The organism is Chryseobacterium sp. FR054 (assembly GCF_056844565.1).
This window is the reverse complement of the sequence record NZ_JBXDSA010000004.1, coordinates 122182-141675: the sequence shown is the minus strand read 5'-3', so window position 1 is coordinate 141675 and position 19494 is coordinate 122182. Positions and strand designations below refer to the sequence as shown.

Genomic DNA, 19494 nt, shown 5'->3' with positions numbered 1-19494 from the left:
GGCCCGGAAAATATTTTCGGGCCGCTTTCAATGGATCAGTTGATGTAATTATTTTACATCTCTTGCGATATCTTTAGCTTTTGAAGTAGGCAGATAAATACTGAACCCTACGTTGAAAGTAATATTTGAATTTAAACCTTCGCTACCGAAACCGGCCTGACCCTGATATTTAACAAGACCTTCCAATCCGATATTCGGAGTAATGAAGTAAGAGTACCCGGGACCTACACCGAAATCAAGACCTGTTGTGGAATTACCGTTTTCAACAGATGATCCTCCGATACCTACGTTACCTTCAAAAAACCAACGTCCGTGGTTTAATAAATTGTCCACTCCTTTTTCACCCGGAGACAGATAATAACGTCCCAATCCACCTACTGCATAATCAAATCGGGTTGGGCTTCCGTTTGTAACTTTGCTTATTCCTAAATTAACATATCCTCCGACAGCAACATTATCCTGTATAAAATAAGCGCCTTTTGGCTGAAGAGCAACGCTGTACCCGCCACCTGTATTTAATCCGAAGTTACTTGTTAAAAGGCTGCTTCCTACCAACCAGTTGCCTTTTTGAATCTGAGCGTTAGCAGTTGTTGCCAAACCTGCTGCCAATATCCCTGCAAAAATTAGTTTTTTCATAATTTATTATTTTAATAATTAAATGTTATCATTTGTAGAATACAAGAAAAACAAGAAATGTGCCAAGTTTCTTAATTTTAGATAATTTTTCTGAATAAGTGTTAATTTCAGGGTAGTGAAAAATAAAATTATTTAGTTAAAATTTTGAAGATTTTATAATTTACAGATACAGGAGAATAATGGAAATCACCAGTCCGGCAATGGTAAATTTGATGCCTCTTTTGAAAGCTTTGGTTTTGGGATTAAACATCCAGAAGCTGGAAATGACAAAGAAAAATAAAGAGATTCCAAAGAAAGTATTCAGGGGCGATAGCGGTTCCTTAGACTGGGATTTATGAAGTTTTACCATCTTGTCCAGAACAAAGGGAAGTTCTTTTTTAGCATATTTTGCCTTTCCGGTAGAAGCATCATACGTTCCCTGTTTAAAATAAAGAATATTGCCTTCTGTCTTTTCTACTTCAAGGCCTTTGATCTTCAGTTCTTTTCCCAGTTCTTTTTCTGAAAGGTTGGTGGCTACCGTTTTATCATACTTTTTTTCTTTTTTCAGAAAATCAGTATCCCTGTAAACGAGCAATACACCGCTTACCGCATAAATTGCCATAATCCCGGCCAGGAAATAACCCAGATACCGGTGGGTGATTCTCATAAAAGTTCTCGTGTCTTTAATTTTGTCCATATCGTATTGTTTGTTTTTTAAATTCAAAAAGCGGAAGCTGCAAAAATGCAGTTTCCACTCGATTGATGAAATTACTGTCAGTATTTAATTCCTAAAGCTTGTATGTCAGCGTAAAATAGAAGTTTCTCGGTGTGATAGGATTCACCGAATAGTTTTCGTGAACATTATAGTTTACGACATCAAATAAATTACCCACTTTCCCCTGGATAGAGAATTTTTTCCATTCATAACCTGCGGAAAGAGTGACTGTCATATAATCTTTCAGCTCAAACATTCTGGTAACATTGTTTCTGCTGATATTGGTGGATTTTGAATCATTCCATCCGGCAAGTCTGTCCCCGATATAATAAATTCCGGCTCCTATTTTCAAACCTTTCACATAATTGGTGAATTTATAGAAAACAGATAGATTGGCCGTAGTAGCCGGAGTTCTTACGAGTCTCTGGTTTTCAACATAACCTTTTTCCGGAGTGCTGGTATAAACCGTGTTGTTGTATGAGAACCCACCGATGATGGAAAGGTTTTCATTCGGGTTTCCGGTAATATCCAGTTCCACCCCGCGGCTTCTGGTTTTTCCGGCAAACTCTTTCAGGTTACTGTCCGGAGTCTGAGGACTTCCGGCTGCATCAAGATAGAAATAGTTTTGATAAGTATTGTTGTTGTTGATCTGGTATACTGTTAAATTGACCGCCAAAGCATTCTTCCAGAAGTTTTTCTTGGCTCCGATCTCATACTGATCAATCGTGGTGGGTCTTATCGCCTGCTTAGACAGAAGCCTTACTCTGTTCACTACATCATTGGCAGTGCCCGATGTATCAAGGTTGTCAATTTCGTTGGACATATATCCCGCATTGGCAGCAAATGAATTGGTATAGGTTGCAAATACCGATAAGTTATCATCCGGCATATACACCAAACCGATTTTTGGAGATACCGCCTGATCTGAAGTGGCTGAATTGGGAGTTTCGGTTTTTAAGCCTGTTCTGAACTTGGTATTAAGAGTAGGCATATTCTCAATATAAGACCATCGTAAACCGGCAATCACTTTAAACTGCCTGGTCAGGCTGATGAAATCCTGAACATATACTCCGATTCTTCTGGTATTGATGCGGGTTTTATCTGATTTTTCAGCATCAGGAACAGCTCCGCCCACCCAGGTCGCAGGATTATCAAGATATAGGAGGCTTCCACTGTTTCCGTTAGTCCCGTAAATATAACTGGAACCATAGGTAAGACCGTTGGAAGGGTTATAATAAGTGTAGGCATCAGCTGTGCCATAATCGGCATCAGCCCCCATCAGAATCTTATGACTGATCTTTCCGGTGTTGAACTCTCCATTGAGGTTAGCCTGCAGTGAAGTATAGTTCTGTTCGTTGTACGTTCTGTTAAGAGGTCTCTTCCACGCAAGTCTGCCGTCGGAAGCATATTCCCACTGCACTCTTTCCGTAGAAAAATAGTCTTTCGTATAATTCTGATAAGAAGCTACCGTGTTCAGAGACCATCTTTCATTAAACTGATGATTAAAGGTAACATTCGTAGAAACCTGTTCCACATTCTGGTATTGCCAGTCTGTTCCTAAAAATACATTTCTTGGAAGCTGGGTAACCAGTGAATAACTTTTATCTCTGTTGGTAATAGTTCCCAGACCAAAATCCGGAGTAAAATTATTCTTTAAATAATCAGCTTCTACAATTAATTGAGATTTCGGGCTGATATTGAACAGGAATGACGGGTTGAAATAATATTTTTCAGATTCTACCACATCTCTGAAACTTTCAGCATATTCGTAAGCTCCATTGATCCTGAAGGCTATGTTTTTAGACAGCGGACCGTAAATATCCACCGTAGGCTTATAAGAATTCCAGCTTCCCGCATTCAGGCCGATGCTTCCTCCGAAATTAAACTTAGGTTTCTTGGTAATCATATTGATAATCCCTCCGGCAGCTGTATTCCCGTAAAGCATGGCATTAGCCCCCTTCAGAACTTCCACTCTCTCCAAGCCGCTTACCTCAGGAAAAATACCGCTGTTGATTCTTGTTCCGTTCTTAAACATATTATCATTCCCCAGCATATAACCCCTTCCTCCAAAACTGTCCTGAGAGTTTCCTCTTGAAGAAGTAACATACATTCCGTTGACATTCTGAAGAACGTCGCTCAACTGTTTGGCCTGCTGCTGCTCAATGATCTCGTGAGTAACGATAGCAATGGCCTGAGGATTTTCCATTACCGTAAGGTTAGACTTTGTAGATAGCGTTCTTGCTTGGTTCGGATTCCCTGTTTTATGAAGATTAATATCCTCAATAGTCTGAGTCCTGATGGTGTCTGCCTCAGCATTTTTTAGTTGTGCACCCAATGAAACAGCGGTGAACAGAAGGCCTAAAGAAAGTAGTTGTCTTTTCATTTTATTTTTATGTAGAACAGTTTTAAATAAGCGGCAAAAGTAATTATTTGTTTAGAATAATTAAAAACAATTTAATGATTTTTATCATGTGATGCAGAATTAATAAAAATCTCTATTGTTTTGATAGACTGATCATTTGAAGGATATTGAATATCTTTGTAAAAAATTATACATATGCAATTGGTAAAAGCTGGACTCTGTGCTTTCGGAATGAGCGGAAAAGTATTTCATGCCCCTTTTTTAAAGGAACATCCCGGATTTTTTATTTCAGGTGTTGTAGAAAGGAGTAAAGAAGATTCTAAAGAAAAATATCCGCAGGCAATAATTTATCGTTCTGTGGAAGAAATGCTTCTGAATCCGGAAATAGAACTGGTTATTATCAATACACCCGTCCAGACCCATTATGAATATGCAAAAAAAGCACTGGCAGCCGGGAAAAATATCATCGTAGAAAAACCATTCACCGTAAATGTTGATGAGGCGGAAGAGCTTGTAAGCCTTGCAGATGAAAAAGGTCTGTTTTTAAGTGTATACCAGAACAGAAGATTCGACCGTGATTTTCTTCAGGTACAGCATATTTTGAACAGCGGAAAACTGGGTTCCGTTAAAGAAGCTGAAATCCGTTTCGACAGGTTCCGTACCACTCCGGGCGGGAAACAGCATAAAGAAAATCCAGACCAGGCAGGTTCTGGCTCACTGCATGATCTTGGTGCCCACCTGGTGGATCAGGCTGTACAGTATTTCGGGTATCCGGAGAAGCTGTTTGCAGATGTCTTTTCCATGAAAGGACCCGAATTTGCCAATGATTATTTTGAAATTCTGCTGTTCTATAAAAATGAACTGAGAGTAAGGCTGAAATCTTCGGTCTTCACTAAAGAAGCACATTATGCTTATGCTATACACGGTGGAAAAGGAAGTTTTCTTCAGGAGAGAACCGATAATCAGGAAAATGAACTGGCAGCGGGAGCAGTTCCTGTATACGGAGAAGAATGGACCATCGCATTAAAAGAAGAAGATGGAATTCTGAACTGCCTGAATGAAAACGGTGAAACCGAAAGGATATTAACTCTGAGCGAACCCGGAAATTATATGGATTACTATCAGCAGATTTATGAGCATATAGTGTTCGGATATCCACTGCCGTCCCCGGGAAAAGAAGTGGTACAGAATATGAAAATCATTGATGCCGCTCTGAAGAGTGCAGAAGAAGGCAGAATAGTTAAGCTATAAATAGAGGGAAAGATTGAAATGTCGGAGGATTTTACAGAAACAGTCCTCCGACATTTCAATTTATAAGATCTCCTGAAGTTCCAGCCATCTCATTTCATGATCCCCAAGCTTTCCGGAAACGGTTTCCAGTTCGTCAGATAGCCTGGCTACTTTTTCATAATCCGTTTCATTATTAAGCAGATCCAGAATTTTGGCACGCTGTTCTTCAAGCTCAGGCATTTCCTTTTCAATCGTTTCAAGCTCTCTCTGCTCCTTGAAAGTAAGTTTTCTTTTCTTGGTATTGGTAACATCAGCAACAGGTGCCGCTTCTTTAACAGGTTCCGGTTTTGGAGCTGCATTCTTTTCCAAAGCTTCTTCACGGCTTCTGGCTTCCCTGTACTCTGAAAAATTCCCGACAAAATCCCTGATCTTTCCGTTTCCTTCAAAAGCAAGAATATGATCTACGATTCTGTCCATGAAATAACGGTCGTGGGATACAATGATCAGCGATCCCTGGAATTGCTGCAGGAAATTTTCCAACACGGTGAGTGTAGGAAGATCAAGATCGTTCGTAGGTTCATCAAAAATCAGAAAATTAGGATTCTGATAAAGGATATACATCAGGTGCAGTCTTCTTTTTTCACCACCGGAGAGCTTGGAAATAGGAGAGTACTGCGTCTGGTCATCAAACAGGAACAGTCTTAAAAACTGAGATGCGGAAAGGCTTTTTCCGTTGGCCAGAGGGTAGAATTCCGCAATTTCCTTAATGAAATCAATGACACGTTCATCCTCTTTATAAGTAAGTCCTTTTTGAGAAAAATATCCAAATGAGATTGTCTCACCGGTTTCTATTTCTCCTTTGTCGGCCTTTTCATATCCCTGGATAATATTCAGTAAGGTAGATTTTCCGGCTCCGTTTTTTCCTACAATCCCTATTTTTTCTCCACGCTGGAACTGGTAGCTGAAATCTTTCAGCAGCAGCTTTTCACCGAAGCTCTTATCAATATGTTTAAGCTCAAGGACTTTTTTCCCCAGGCGTTTCATTTCAAAATCCAGCTCAAGGGCCTGTTTTCTGGTATCGGTCTTGGCTACTTTTTCAGTTTCGTAAAAAGAATCGATTCTGCTTTTAGATTTTGTAGTTCTGGCTTTGGGCTGTCTGCGCATCCATTCCAGTTCCTTCCGGTAAAGGTTGTTGGCCTTGTCGATCGTGGCATTCATATTTTCCTCACGGATCATTTTATTTTCCAGATACACTGCGTAGGAACCGTTGTGAAGGTAAAGGTTCTGATCTTCCATTTCCCAGATCATATCACAGACACTGTCCAGAAAGTAACGGTCGTGCGTTACAAGAAGAAGGGTGATTTTAGCTTTGTTCAGATAATTTTCAAGCCACTCCACCATTTCCACATCCAGGTGATTGGTAGGTTCGTCCATGATCAGCAGGGTATGTCTGTGCTCGGCTCTGGTTTCTGTAAGAAGCTTAGCCAGGGCAACACGCTTGATCTGTCCTCCGGATAAAGTTCCCATTTTTGCTTCCAGATCTGTGATCTTCAGCTGGGAAAGAATCTGTTTCATTTCGTTTTCCAGATCCCAGGCTTTGTGAACTTCCATATCAGCCAAAGCCTTTTCAATAAAAGCACTGTCGGTAGAATGAAGGGATTTGTGATAATTTTTAAGAGCCATAATCGGCTCCGAATCCAGAGTCATCATAAATTCTTCGATGGTCAGGTCCGGATTATAATCAATCTCCTGGTCGAATAAAACCACCTGAATATCTTTATTGATGATTACATTTCCGCTGTCTGCAATTTCTTTCCCCATCAGAATTTTAAGAAGGGTAGATTTTCCGCTTCCGTTTTTGGCAACAATAGCGATCTTGTCTCCCTCATTGATGTGGAAAGAGATGTTTTCAAACAAAACTTTGATGCCGTAAGATTTGGTCAGGTTTTCTGCAGAAACGTAATTCATTGGAATGTAATGGTTTGATTTTAAATTTCAGTTGAGCCGCAAAAATACGAAAATGTAGCTAGAAAACTTTTACATAAAGCAAAGTAAAATCTCCGGACTCAGCCTGTTTTAAAATTTATTTAACGGAGCTGTAACGCCTTTCTGCGAAATCATTTACTAAATTTGATATACGTAACATGGCCGGTTTCAGAAGCCCGCGCCAATTAATATAATAGAATTTTAAATAAAATGAAAAGAGTAATTGTTGACATGGATGGGGTGATGGCAGATGTTTATCATCAGCTTGTAAAATTTGAAAAAAGAGATTCAGGAAATGAAATTGAAATTCGCGGGCTGGCCGGCCTGCCTGAAGCTGAAGCGTTTCCAAACGGTACAAAACACGTCAATGAAATTGGCTTTTTCAGGACACTTCCTTTGATGGAAGGAAGCCGTGAAGCTTTGGAGTATTTAAATGATAAATATGAACTGTATATTGTTTCTGCCGGAATGGAATTCCCCAACAGTTTGAGAGAGAAATTCGACTGGCTGGCAGAACATTTTCCATTTATCTCCTGGGAACAGATTGTTTTATGCGGAAGTAAAAAACTGGTTTCGGGGGATGTAATGATAGATGATTATCCTAAAAATCTTGACCATTTTTCCGGTGAAAAATTTATTTTTACCCAGCCTCATAATGAACTCATAGAAAATGAAAACTACCGGAGAGTGGGTTCCTGGAAAGAGATCATGAATATTTTATAGCAGTCCGGTTGATCTGTTTTTTAGAATAATGAGGGTAAACAGACTGTTTTTTAGAAAAAAATTAACTAAAAGATCTTTAAATTTAATAAGGTGTTATGAGTATTGCATCCCGGAAATAAGGAATTTTGCACCAAACTTTTAAACATGAAAAAATTAAACTCTTTATTTCTCCTTTTGGTTGCTTATGCTCTCCATGCGCAGGTGATCTCCGGAAGTATCATCTCTAAAAATGAGAATCAGCCGGTTCCTTATGTAAAGATCGGGGTAGAAAAGGAAAGTATAGGAACCGTTTCTGATCGGAAAGGCAACTTTTCCATTGATCTTTCCGGGATGGATCCGCTGCACAAAATACGAATAGAGGTTCCGGGCTACGAAACCTATGTAGAAACCGTACAGGATTTTAAAAAATATAACCCAAAAAAAATTCTGCTGAACGAAAAGGTTAAAACGATTAAGGAAGTTACCATTAAACCCAAAAAGCTGGTCGATAAAAACTGGGGCGTAAACACCAAGACCAAAAGTGTTTTATACTTCGTGAATCCGGCAGGAAACAAGGGTGATTTTCTCGGAGAAACAGCTTTGGAATTTAACGCAAAGAAAAGATCAAAAATAAAAAACATCAATCTGAATATTGCCCGGTACGTTTCCACAGAGCCAGTGGTGATGCGATACAGTATTTACAGCGAAAAAAACGGTTTTCCGGATAAAAATATTCTGGATGAGGAGATTACGGTGCTGCTTACTGAAGATATGATAAAAGACGGAACCTTTACACTGGATGTAAATGAGCATAATATCTGGGTGCAGGGAAAGTTTTTTGTGGGAATTCAGTTTTTAAAAGAATTTAACGGGAGTATTAAAATAAGTGCAGCCCTGTTCAGAACAGGGTTTATGAGGTCGTTTTATGGCGACTGGAAAAAAATGACGCTTGCTGCTCCCGCCATTAATATTGATGTGAAAATGGATAAAAGCGGAAAAGATACACAAGATGATGACGGCGGCTATACAGATGATGGTATTGAACAAGGATGGCTTGCCGATAATTCAAAAAATATACAGGAAGCAGATCAGTCCATATACGGAAAGAATGAATCCGCTGGAAAATACCTGAAACTGAAGGATACCGATCTTTATTATGAAGTATACGGAGAAGGTGAACCTTTGATTCTTCTTCATGGAAACTCCGGAAGTATAAAGGATTATTATCAGCAGATCCCGGTTCTGTCCAAACAGTATAAAGTAATTGCAGTAGATACAAGAGGGCAGGGGAAAAGCAAAGATATTTCCAAAAAAGATTTTACCTATAAATTGTTTGCAGATGATGTAAAAGCATTGGCAGACGATCTGAAGCTCGATAAAATTAATATCGTAGGCTGGAGCGACGGGGGAAATACAGGACTGGAGTTTGCATTGAAACATCCTGACCGTCTTAATAAACTGGTAACCATCGGCGCCAATGCATTTCCGGGAGGTGTGGAAGGTAAACTTATTGAACGGTTCACCAGTCAGATGACACAGCTTAATCAGTTAGGTCCGGCGGAAACACTTAATGAACGCAGGCTTTTAAAAATCATGATTACAGAACCCAACATCAGTAAAAATGATTTGAATAAAATTAAAAGTCCGGTGCTGGTTATTGCGGGAGACAGAGATGTAATTAAAGCGGATCATACCGAATTTATGTCCAGACAAATTCCGAACGCAGAGAAAAAGATCTATAAAGATACTACCCATATGGTGCCTTATGAAAGACCGGACGAGCTGAATGCGGATATTCTGAATTTTCTCGGAAAAAGTAGATAAAGACTTGAAGTCTTTGAGCGGTCTTTGAACCTTTAAAAGTCTCTTTCATTTAATAGGGTAACATATTGATGAAAGAGACTTTATTGGTTATATACTTCTGTAACTTCCTGCTTCCTTTGTTTAATCCAGTGTGAGTTTCTTCAAAGACCATGAGCTGCCGTTGTAAATATCCAGGTCTACTTTGGAGTTGATCCCGTGAACGATCCCGTTTTCGGTAAACTGCCAGAAATCCCAGCTGCCTTCGGGAGTAGGAGACGGCACGTCATTGTAATTGGCCAGCCAGAGCGGATAATCATCAAACTCGCCTTTCAGGAAATCTTTGTAATAATGATAATAGGTGTAGATAATAGGTTTTTCACCATATGTTTCTTCTATAATCCTGCACCATACTTTCAGGTCCTCAACCAGCTTTTTATTGGTTTTGCGTTTGGGAATTTTTTCTATATCCAGAATAGGCGGCAGATCCCCGCTTTCCAGCTTTACATTATCCAGAAAATTATTGGCCTGGATTATGGGATCTTCATCAGCCCTGTAAAAGTGATAGGCACCCCGGATCAGATGATGTTTTTTGGCCTGTTCCCAGAAATCTCCGAAATGTTTATCAGCATTACGGTTTCCCATAGTCGCACGCATCACTACAAACTCCAGAGGAATTGTTTTGTTTCCGATACTCAGGCTGTCCCATCTGATATCTTCCCTGTTCTGATAATGGGAAATATCAAAACCGTACGTTTTATCCAGATTGGCAGTCAGGATTTTCTGGATTCTTAACGTTTCCCTTTCGCTGTTGTGAAGTTTCTTATGACTGAATTTATTAAAGTACAGAGCATAATAATAACTGACAGATTGTTTCAGGTAAAATCCGGTTCCTATTAAAGCAATGACCAGAATACCCAAAATAACTTTTCTGCGGAAAAAATAGCTCTTCCGCCTGTGTTCGTGTACCTTTTTGGCAGTTTTTTTGGTATACTTCTTTGGTGTCATAAAGTTTTGCAAAACTAACTTTTTTCACCTCTAAATGCTAAATAAAATCAGTAAATTTGTGTATTATGGAAACACGCGAAAAAATCATCATTATAGGAGGAGGATTTGCGGGGCTGCAGCTTGCAAAAACGTTGAATAACAAAAATAAAAAAGTAATGGTTCTGGACCGGGTGAATCATCATATGTTTCAGCCGCTTTTTTATCAGGTTGCTTCCGGGAGGATAGAGCCTTCCAATATTTCTTTTCCGTTCAGGAAGATTTTTCAGCGTTCCAGAAATACACAGTTCAGAATGACAGAGGTAAAAGAGATTGACCCTGTGCACCATAAAGTGATCACCGATGAAGCAGAATTTACCTACGATAAGCTGATCATTGCAACAGGCTGTAAAACCAATTTTTTTGGAAACAAAGAACTGGAGGGAAAGGCTTTCGGAATGAAAAATACCCAGGAAGCCATTGGGATCAGGAATCATGTTCTGATGACCTTCGAAAAGCTGATCCTGGAGAAAAGCCGAAGTGATGACGGAAACTGGAATATTGTGATTGTCGGAAGCGGCCCAACCGGTGTAGAGCTGGCAGGAGCGTTTGCCGAAATGAAAAAAGAGATCCTTCCGAGAGATTATCCTTACATGAATTTTGAACAGCTGAAAATTATCCTGGTAAGTTCTACCGAGAAACCCCTTGCCGTGATGAGCGCCGAAGCCCAGGAAAAATCTGAGAAGTATCTTAAAGATCTCGGAGTAACTTTCATGAGCGGTGAAGTCGTAACGGATTATGACGGTGATAAAGTGCATTTAAAAAGCGGGAAATCAATTCCTTCCAATAATGTGATCTGGGCAGCAGGCGTTACAGGAAATGTAGTGGCCGGTTTCCCGGAAGATAAGCTTATACGCAACAGGTATATTGTAGACCGCCACAATAAGATAAAAGGATATGATGATATTTATGCCATCGGAGACATTGCTTACATGGAAACCCCAAAATATCCGCAGGGACATCCGCAGGTTGCCAATGTGGCCATTAACCAGGCAAGAAATTTAGGTAAGAATATTTTAAAGAAAAATCAGGCTGACTGGAAAGAATATGAGTATGACGACAAAGGTTCCCTGGCTACGATAGGAAAACACAGAGCTGTTGTAGATCTTCCTTTTATAAAATTTCAGGGTTTTCTGGCGTGGTATTTCTGGATGTTTCTCCATTTAATGCTAATTTTGAGCGTCAGAAACAAGCTGGCCATATTCTTCAACTGGATGTGGAGCTATTTCAACAAAGATTCTTCTCTAAGATTAATTATTATACCTACTAAGAAAAACGGAACATTACAATGAGAATTGATATAATAAGCGTACTTCCTGAACTGATGGAAAGTCCGTTTAAGACTTCTATTTTAAGAAGAGCAATGGATAAAGGCCTGGCAGAAGTACACTTTCACCACCTCAGAGACTGGGCTGTCAATAAACACAGACAGATCGATGATGAGCCTTACGGCGGAGGAGCGGGAATGGTAATGATGGTAGAGCCATTGGATAAATGCATTTCCGAGCTTAAGTCCCAAAGAACCTATGATGAGGTGATCTACCTTACCCCGGACGGAGTAACCCTGAACCAGAAGATTGCCAATACCCTTTCCATAAAAAATAACCTGATCTTTCTCTGTGGCCATTATAAAGGCATCGACCAGAGAGTGAGGGATCTTCATATTACCAAAGAAATTTCAATCGGAGATTATGTACTTACCGGAGGAGAGCTGGCAGCATGTGTACTGGCTGATTCAGTGATCAGACTTCTTCCCGGAGTTTTAAATGATGAACAGAGTGCCCTGACAGACAGTTTTCAGGATGATCTTCTTTCACCTCCCATTTATACAAGACCTGAAGTATATAAAGGACTTGAGGTGCCTAAAGTTCTTTTAAGCGGAAATTTTTCAAAGATCGAAGAATGGCGTCATGATGAAGCGGTAAGAATTACTCAGCAAAAGAGACCTGATTTACTTTAAAAAAGATCGTTAAATTCAGCAATTCAGTTCTTTTTTTTCACATTTTCAAAATCTTATATATGGAATGGAATAATAATTGATGTATTCTAAGGATTGTAGAATATTATTAATAAAAATATTAATTATTCGTCATTTTATTCTCGTTATTTTGAGATGTGAATATTATTTTATTTTTGATGTATTTGTCTGAAATAAAATAGTATTAATAGTTTGCTTTTATTAATGTTTTTTTAATTTATTTTTTCAATTAAAATATGCTGTTTTATGCATTATATTAATATGAAAAATATTATAAATAAATTAATGGAATTTGAAAAAAAATAATAAATTTACATCTGAAAAGGATGTGACAATTTTAAAGACAGCAATTGATGCAGATGGAGGTGTTTTCTTTTTATAATGTCGAAAATTTGTTTTTGCCTGATCCCAAACCCGTTCATAAACTGGATCCTACCAGATCAGGATTAAGAAATTGGGATGAGAAAAGATACAGGAATAAGCTTTTTAAAATTTCACATGTCTTTCAACTGATGAAGGAGAAGAATGGTGTCCTGCCATTTATTATCGGTTTATCTGAAGTTTCCGGAAGGAAAGTTTTGGAAGACCTGGTGGAAATGGAACCTTTTAATTCTGAATATGGAATTGTACATTATAATTCTATGGATGAAAGAAAGGTAGACGTAGCCATGCTGTATGATAAAAAAAAAGTAGAAGTAATAGATTCAGAAACCATTACCTTCTTCTTTGAAATATTAAACAAAAACACACAGAATTACGACACAACCCGAGACGTACTTTTTTCAAAAGTAAAGTATAAAGGAACTGTTATTAATGTTTTTATCTCCCATCTTCCCTCTAAGCGAGAAAAAGACATCAATAAACCCAAAAGAGCCTTTATTCTGAACGAGGTCCGGCAACGGATCATGGAACTGGTACACAAAGAAAAAGAGCATGTAGTGTTGTGCGGTGATTTTAACGAAAACCCGGATGATGAAAATCTAGTGAAAATTCTCTATGACAACGATCATGAACAGGTATTGATAAACCCTTTTCAGGAGTTGTTCTCTACAAGAAATTATTCTACTTTTCATTACAAATCCGGACTGTTGTACGATCAGATCATAATATCGAAATCTCTTTTTGATAATGATGTTCTGGCTTTTCAGGATGCTCAGGTATTCAATTCTGAAAAAATCAGCAGCCGGACCAGAAATTTTGAAGGACGCCCCTTCCGAACCTATGCCGGTACACGGTATCTGGGTGGATACAGCGATCACTTCCCGGTTTTTGTCAGGTTCAGGAATTAAACAAAAACATAAATAATAAAAAAGTAGAAAATGAAAAATTCAAGCAACACAAGTTATCATTTAGATTCTATTGACAAAGAAATTATCTACATGCTGATGGACAATGCCAAGACATCCTTGGCACACATCTCCAAAAATGTAGGGATTTCTACAACTGCGGTCCACCAGAGAATCAAAAAACTTGAACACGCAGGCGTTATCGAAAACTCGATTTCGTTTCTGAATCCTAAGAAAATAGGATACAAGGTCATTTCATACATTGGAGTATTTCTTGACCAGCCCAGTCATTATTCGGAAGTGGTAAAGTCGCTTCAGGATGTCAACGAAGTGGTGGAAGCTCATTACACCACAGGGAACTATACCATCTTCCTGAAAGTTCTCTGTAAAGATAATGACCACCTGATGCAGATCCTCAGCAAACTTCAGAAACTAAAAGGTGTGACAAGAACAGAAACTTTCATATCTTTGGAGCAAGGTATTTACAGACAATTGAAAGTATAACGATATGAACATTGCACAATATTTGGATTCCACCTATTTGAAAACACCCGCTCAGTCCGGCAAATCAGATGAAGAAACATTACTTATAAACAGAGATCTTGCGCAAGTAGCGATTGATAACGGGATTTTTGCCGTAATGATCCGCCCGGATTATGTAGCGGAAATAAAAAAATATATTCAGGAACAAAATTCAGATGTTGTGGTGGGAACGGTAATCGGTTTCCACGAAGGAACATATTCTGTTGACGAAAAATTAGCTGAAGCTTCAAAAGCAATTGCAGACGGAGCAGATGAACTGGATTTTGTAATCAATTACAGCGCTTACCTTAAAGGTGATCTGGCACTGGTGAAAGATGAATTTGTAAGAGGTACACAACTTTGTCTGGAACATCATAAAACTGTAAAGTGGATTATTGAAATAGCCGCTTTAACAGATGAGCAGATTGCTGACCTTACCCGGAATATTGCTGGGTGGGCAGAAGAAAATTTCTCAGAAAGAGATCTCTCCCATATTTTTGTAAAATCCTCAACAGGATTTTATGAAACAACAGACGGAAAGCCTAACGGAGCCACATTTGAAGGGATTAAAATTATGCTCGATAATGCCGGAAAACTTCCTGTAAAAGCAGCCGGTGGGGTAAGAACCCCGGAAGATGCTGAAAAAATGATCAGTATGGGAGTGAAAAGAATCGGAACCTCTTCTGCACAGGCGCTGATTAAAAATCAGACTTCATCAGAAGGATATTAAAAGAATCTTTAGAAAAAAATAAACCATCAGAAAGCTGATGGTTTATTTTTTATATCTGTGGCTGATATTCTTCGTAAAACTGCTGGGTTTCCTTAATTAAAGCATCCATTTCTGCCAGGGTAAACACCTCAAGGAATTTTTTTCTGAATTCTTTGAAGTGGGGAACTCCGCGGAAATAATTACTGTAATGCTGTCTCATTTCTACAAGTCCCAGTCTTTCACCTTTCCATTCAGCGCTCCATTCGGCATGCTGTCGAACTGCTAAAAGCCGGTCTGAAATAGTTGGCTCAGCAAGATGTTCACCTGTTTTAAAGAAGTGTTTGATCTCGTTGAATATCCACGGATATCCGATAGCAGCCCTTCCGATCATAATTCCGTCGCAGGCATACTTCTGCTTATATTCCAGGGCTTTTTCAGGAGAATCAATATCACCGTTACCGAAGATCGGAATTTCAATATTGGGATTCTGCTTTATTCTGGAAATATGTTCCCAGTCTGCTTCACCTTTGTACATCTGTGCACGCGTTCTGGCATGTATGGTCAAAGCTTTGATACCGGTTTCCTGCAGACGTTCTGCTACCTCATCAATATTGATGCTGGTGCTGTCCCATCCCAGACGGGTTTTTACGGTTACGGGAAGATGGGTGGAACTTACTACGGCTTTGGTGAGGCGTACCATAAGGTCAATATCCTTCAAAACCCCTGCTCCTGCTCCTTTACATACTACTTTTTTTACGGGGCATCCGAAGTTGATGTCTACCAGATCCGGATTTACCGTTTCCACTATCCTTGCAGACATGGCCATAGCTTCCTCATCTCCACCGAAAATCTGGATTCCGACAGGTCTCTCATAATCAAAAATATCCAGCTTTTTTCTGCTCTTGATGGCATCACGTATTAATCCTTCTGAAGAAATAAACTCCGAATACATCAAGTCTGCACCATGCATTTTGCATAATCTTCTAAACGGCGGATCGCTTACATCCTCCATCGGTGCAAGTAAAAGCGGAAATTCCGGCAGTTCTATATTGCCAATTTTTATCATGGTGCAAATTTACAAAATTCTGAACATCTGGAAATATGATAATATCTATCAGTATAAATGATGAGTCTGAATGGCTGGAACCATCAATGTCTGAGTACCGTAAGAAGTAATTCCTGACGATATGAACCGTCTTAGAAACTGGCTTTCACCTGCATGCTTCCAATGTGAATGGTACGCTCTCCCGAATTTCTACCCTCATAATTTACATTGAGCTGGAGGAACGAATTGATGGCCTGCTGAATAAAGACGCTCCATACCTGGTTTTTACCTGGTTTCAGACCGTCCAGCATCTGGTTTCCTACAATACTGAAATTATTTCCGGTGAAATTATTGTTGATAAAAGAAAAATTTGCTCTGATAGACGTTTTTTTGCGTTCCCATTGAATGGTTCCCGTAACATCGAAAGCTTTCAGGAGCTCTTCACCATCCACTCTCTTTTTCTGGCGGAAAGCAGAAGAAAGTTCAGCCTGAATGGCATCGGTGAATTTATAGGTTGCTTTAGGTTTGGTTTCAAAATTACTCAGACGGTAATCCCTTGTAGCAAAAAGCTGTGAAGAATTCTTGATATCATGAACAGAGTTTTCCCAGTCTACACGGAATTCTTTATTAAACCAATACCCTATATTCAGGAAATGTGAAGTCTGTTCTCTTTCTTCATTACTGAAATTCGCATTGATGAGATTGTCGTTGGTAATAAAACGGTAATTTCCGTTCCATCCTGATTTTTCAGTCGGATTAAACTGAACGGAAGTTAAAATATTCTGATTTTTAAGGATCTGATCACTGTTTTTTTCAAATGGATTCAGAACCAGAACCTTATCTTTTTTATAGAATGAATTCTGAGAATTTAATGAAATATTGAAATTCCATCGCTTTAAAAAAGCATTTTCCGAATTGAATATGATAGACGGATTGACAAATAGCGCCAGCTGTATTTTATTCTTATTGGAGGCAATATAACGTACGGAGTTTGTATACACCCTGATGTATTGTGCCAGATCAGAATATTCCGCAATTTCAAACTCATCAAGCTGCTGAATACCGTCACCGTTGTAGTCGGTCCATTTATAAATTCCCTGTCCGTCTGTTACCTTCAGATACTGAAATTCTCTTTGGGCTTCCTGTCCGTTTCCAAGCTCATAGAATGCCTGGAGACGCATCCCGTTTCTGAAAAGCTGTTGGTTGTAAAGAATATTTCCAACCACAAAATCATTATTCCGGGTCATATCGGCATCATCGGTCTGATAGAAAAATTTCCTGTAATGAACCAGAACATTCAATGTTGTTTTTTCTGTTTTAATCAACTGGCTTTCGGCCATGATTCCCAGGATATTATTCATATTTTCCAGCCTGTTGTTACGTACTGAGTCGTTATCTCTCATGTAGACTTTAGCAAGAAGCTTAGTTCTTGTACTATCGCCGATTTTCTTTTGTACAAAAAGCTCTTTCCAGCTGAAACTGGTAAGGTCCATAAGCTGGGTGTCATTATACTTTTTCTCATTATGCTCCATGCTTCCTCCAATAGTCCAGCTGCCTTTTTTGCCTGTATACTCCGTGGATACGCCGCCTCTTATAAATTTGGTGTCCTGAAGGGTGGCATTCGTATTAAGATAAGACAGATTTCCTTTGGTAAAGAATTTATTTTTGATCCATCCGAAATCAAGATCATTTTTAATCCCTTTATAAGAATCCTGTTCATTCAGGTAATTGATGCGGTAATTGAGAGTAGATTTATTGTTCCATTTATTTAAAAAGCTGAAGATAAACCGGTTCTGTGTTCTTTGGTTGAATTCCTGTGCAAGGTTGAAATCTCTTGAGAATTCCACATCATTAATACGGTCTAAGATATGAAACTGCCTGTCGATATACTGATATTCGAAACTTGGAGTACCTTTCCATGTATTTTTGGTAAAACTTTTGTTTCCGAAAACACGGTAAGCATACCCGATATTCTGATCGGAATCTTTTGATGAAAACAGGTTCACATCATAATTGCTGAGTGAAAAGTCAACCCCTATTTTTCCCTCGTTCAAAAGGTATTCCGAGTTCAGGGAAAATACCTGAGATTTCTGAGGGGCAGGCAGTTTTCTTACTGCTCTGTAATCTCCCAGATTAGGACCCACATACTCAAAAACACGACCGTTATTCGTGGTTTGGGTGATTTTATAATCTCCGAGATTAGCTCCGAAATAAGTAAAAGAAACCTGATAAAGCGTTTCATCCTGATTGGTTGAGAATTCGTAATAATTTCCGTTGGGGTTTAAACGGTACAGAATTTTGTTAACGTCGTATTCTGTAACTACTCCGGAAGGGGCATACATCAGGTTAGGATCGTTTCCTGCGTCAGCCAGGATCTGCTCATCCTCTTTAGACAGGTTTAAAGAAAGCGGAGCATTTTTATTGTCATTTTCCATGAACCAGTTCAGGCCAACCTTGAACTTTTCTCTCTGGTGTTCAAGTTTTCCGGTAAATAAATATCTGGAATAATTCCTGTTGGTATAGTTATAGGAAATCGTTATAAAGTTCTGTTGGAAAATAGGTCTGAAACTGGTAAACGTTACCTCACCCGTATTGTAATTGATGATGTAGTCCTGGTTTTCCCCGCGTTTCATCAAGATACCATCAATGAAAACCTGTTCGGAGCCTGAGATCAGTGTAATAAACTGTTCCCCGTTTTTTCCGGTAAGACGGTAAGGCCCCTGGTTGCCTTCAACCCCCTGGAAACGGACCCTGTGGAATTCACTTCGGGCAACTCCCATAGAAACATCCACCAATGTCTTGTTTTCTTTACCAATTTCTGTCTGAAACTGAAGTCCCATACTTCGCCTCTGGTATTTGGCAAAATAATTTTTGGACTCAACAAGATCTAAATGCCCGGCTCTCATGATCGATTTTTCCTTGATATTAAGCTGCATATAGATTTTGTCAAACTCCTCCAGAGTCTGTGTATATCCGTCAGCCTGTATAGGAAGATTATGATCCGAAATACTGGCTAAAATAGTGACATCCTTTGAAAGCCTTCCGGAAATCTGAAGATCCATGGAGCTTTGTACAGACTGTCCCTGGTTATTACCAAAAGTGATTCCCCGGATAATGGAACCTTTGGAATTGAGCTCTCCTAAAAATCTTTTTTTATCATTTTTGGCTAGTACTGCCTCGTCTACAATTATTTTGTTATTGGTCTTTATAAAGTCCAAAGTGTCCTTTGCAAAAATATCGCGTTCGAATCTTGCGGCAAGGATGCTGTCTTTTTTTACTGAATCCTGAGGAATGTTTGGGTTTTTCCATGAGAATACCTGTGCATTACCCGAAAATATGCCCAGGAAAAATAAAACAAATGGAAGAAAAAAATTCCGCAAATCCTTCAAAATAATTCGTAAAAATAATTAAAAAATGTTAACGGTAATCAGTTTGGTATTATTAACAGAAATTTAATGTAATTATTGTTGTATCCGTAAAAATGAGTCTAATTTTACAGG

Annotated in this window: 15 protein-coding genes; 8 read left to right on the top strand and 7 right to left on the bottom strand. The window is 39.0% G+C overall.

What is annotated here, in order from left to right:
* Window positions 1–48 precede the first annotated feature (48 nt).
* From AC106S_RS16860 to AC106S_RS16850, 3 genes are all read right to left on the bottom strand, one after another.
* Window positions 49–636 (bottom strand): hypothetical protein, encoded by a 588-nt coding sequence (locus tag AC106S_RS16860; protein WP_482440831.1) that lies wholly within the window; start codon window positions 634–636, stop codon window positions 49–51.
* A 160-nt stretch (window positions 637–796) separates the two neighbouring features.
* The gene (locus AC106S_RS16855; protein WP_482440829.1) at window positions 797–1312 is read right to left on the bottom strand and encodes a hypothetical protein; all 516 of its coding nucleotides are present in this window, start codon (window positions 1310–1312) and stop codon (window positions 797–799) included.
* Between the two features lie 91 nt (window positions 1313–1403).
* Window positions 1404–3713: a TonB-dependent siderophore receptor gene (locus AC106S_RS16850; protein ID WP_482440827.1), complete on the bottom strand. Its 2310-nt coding sequence runs from the start codon at window positions 3711–3713 to the stop codon at window positions 1404–1406.
* A gap of 174 nt (window positions 3714–3887) precedes the next feature.
* On the opposite strand from AC106S_RS16850, the gene AC106S_RS16845 reads away from it, so the two are divergent.
* Window positions 3888–4943 carry a Gfo/Idh/MocA family oxidoreductase gene (locus AC106S_RS16845; RefSeq protein WP_482440825.1) on the top strand — a complete coding sequence of 352 codons (1056 nt, stop codon included), beginning with the start codon at window positions 3888–3890 and terminating at the stop codon, window positions 4941–4943.
* Window positions 4944–5003: 60 nt separating this feature from the next.
* Here AC106S_RS16845 and AC106S_RS16840 read toward each other — a convergent pair whose 3' ends face one another.
* Window positions 5004–6890 (bottom strand): ABC-F family ATP-binding cassette domain-containing protein, encoded by a 1887-nt coding sequence (locus AC106S_RS16840; protein ID WP_482440823.1) that lies wholly within the window; start codon window positions 6888–6890, stop codon window positions 5004–5006.
* A gap of 228 nt (window positions 6891–7118) precedes the next feature.
* On the opposite strand from AC106S_RS16840, the gene AC106S_RS16835 reads away from it, so the two are divergent.
* Entirely contained in the window at window positions 7119–7631 is a 513-nt protein-coding gene (locus AC106S_RS16835; protein ID WP_482440821.1) for a 5' nucleotidase, NT5C type, read from the top strand.
* A 144-nt stretch (window positions 7632–7775) separates the two neighbouring features.
* Window positions 7776–9434: an alpha/beta fold hydrolase gene (locus tag AC106S_RS16830; RefSeq protein ID WP_482440820.1), complete on the top strand. Its 1659-nt coding sequence runs from the start codon at window positions 7776–7778 to the stop codon at window positions 9432–9434.
* Window positions 9435–9554: 120 nt separating this feature from the next.
* On the opposite strand, the gene AC106S_RS16825 is transcribed toward AC106S_RS16830, so the two are convergent.
* Entirely contained in the window at window positions 9555–10418 is an 864-nt protein-coding gene (locus AC106S_RS16825) for a glycoside hydrolase family 25 protein (RefSeq protein ID WP_482440819.1), read from the bottom strand.
* Between the two features lie 65 nt (window positions 10419–10483).
* On the opposite strand from AC106S_RS16825, the gene AC106S_RS16820 reads away from it, so the two are divergent.
* The 5 genes from AC106S_RS16820 (at window position 10484) to deoC (ending at window position 14970) form a co-directional block, all read left to right on the top strand.
* Complete coding sequence (locus tag AC106S_RS16820) at window positions 10484–11746, top strand: NAD(P)/FAD-dependent oxidoreductase (RefSeq protein ID WP_482440817.1); 1263 nt, start codon at window positions 10484–10486, stop codon at window positions 11744–11746.
* Window positions 11743–12414, top strand: coding sequence for a tRNA (guanosine(37)-N1)-methyltransferase TrmD (gene trmD, locus AC106S_RS16815; RefSeq protein WP_482440816.1), 672 nt, complete (start codon window positions 11743–11745; stop codon window positions 12412–12414). Before AC106S_RS16820 ends, trmD begins: the two co-directional genes overlap by 4 nt.
* A gap of 371 nt (window positions 12415–12785) precedes the next feature.
* On the top strand, window positions 12786–13721 hold the full coding sequence (locus AC106S_RS16810; protein ID WP_482440815.1) for an endonuclease/exonuclease/phosphatase family protein: 936 nt from the start codon (window positions 12786–12788) through the stop codon (window positions 13719–13721).
* 30 nt (window positions 13722–13751) lie between these two features.
* Window positions 13752–14222 carry an Lrp/AsnC family transcriptional regulator gene (locus AC106S_RS16805; RefSeq protein WP_309429410.1) on the top strand — a complete coding sequence of 157 codons (471 nt, stop codon included), beginning with the start codon at window positions 13752–13754 and terminating at the stop codon, window positions 14220–14222.
* A 4-nt stretch (window positions 14223–14226) separates the two neighbouring features.
* Window positions 14227–14970 (top strand): deoxyribose-phosphate aldolase, encoded by a 744-nt coding sequence (gene deoC, locus AC106S_RS16800; protein WP_482440808.1) that lies wholly within the window; start codon window positions 14227–14229, stop codon window positions 14968–14970.
* Window positions 14971–15019: 49 nt separating this feature from the next.
* On the opposite strand, the gene dusB is transcribed toward deoC, so the two are convergent.
* Together dusB and AC106S_RS16790 are read right to left on the bottom strand one after the other, a co-directional pair.
* Window positions 15020–16015 (bottom strand): tRNA dihydrouridine synthase DusB, encoded by a 996-nt coding sequence (dusB, locus tag AC106S_RS16795; RefSeq protein ID WP_482440806.1) that lies wholly within the window; start codon window positions 16013–16015, stop codon window positions 15020–15022.
* Window positions 16016–16146: 131 nt separating this feature from the next.
* Window positions 16147–19374 carry a hypothetical protein gene (locus AC106S_RS16790; RefSeq protein ID WP_482440804.1) on the bottom strand — a complete coding sequence of 1076 codons (3228 nt, stop codon included), beginning with the start codon at window positions 19372–19374 and terminating at the stop codon, window positions 16147–16149.
* Window positions 19375–19494 lie beyond the last annotated feature (120 nt).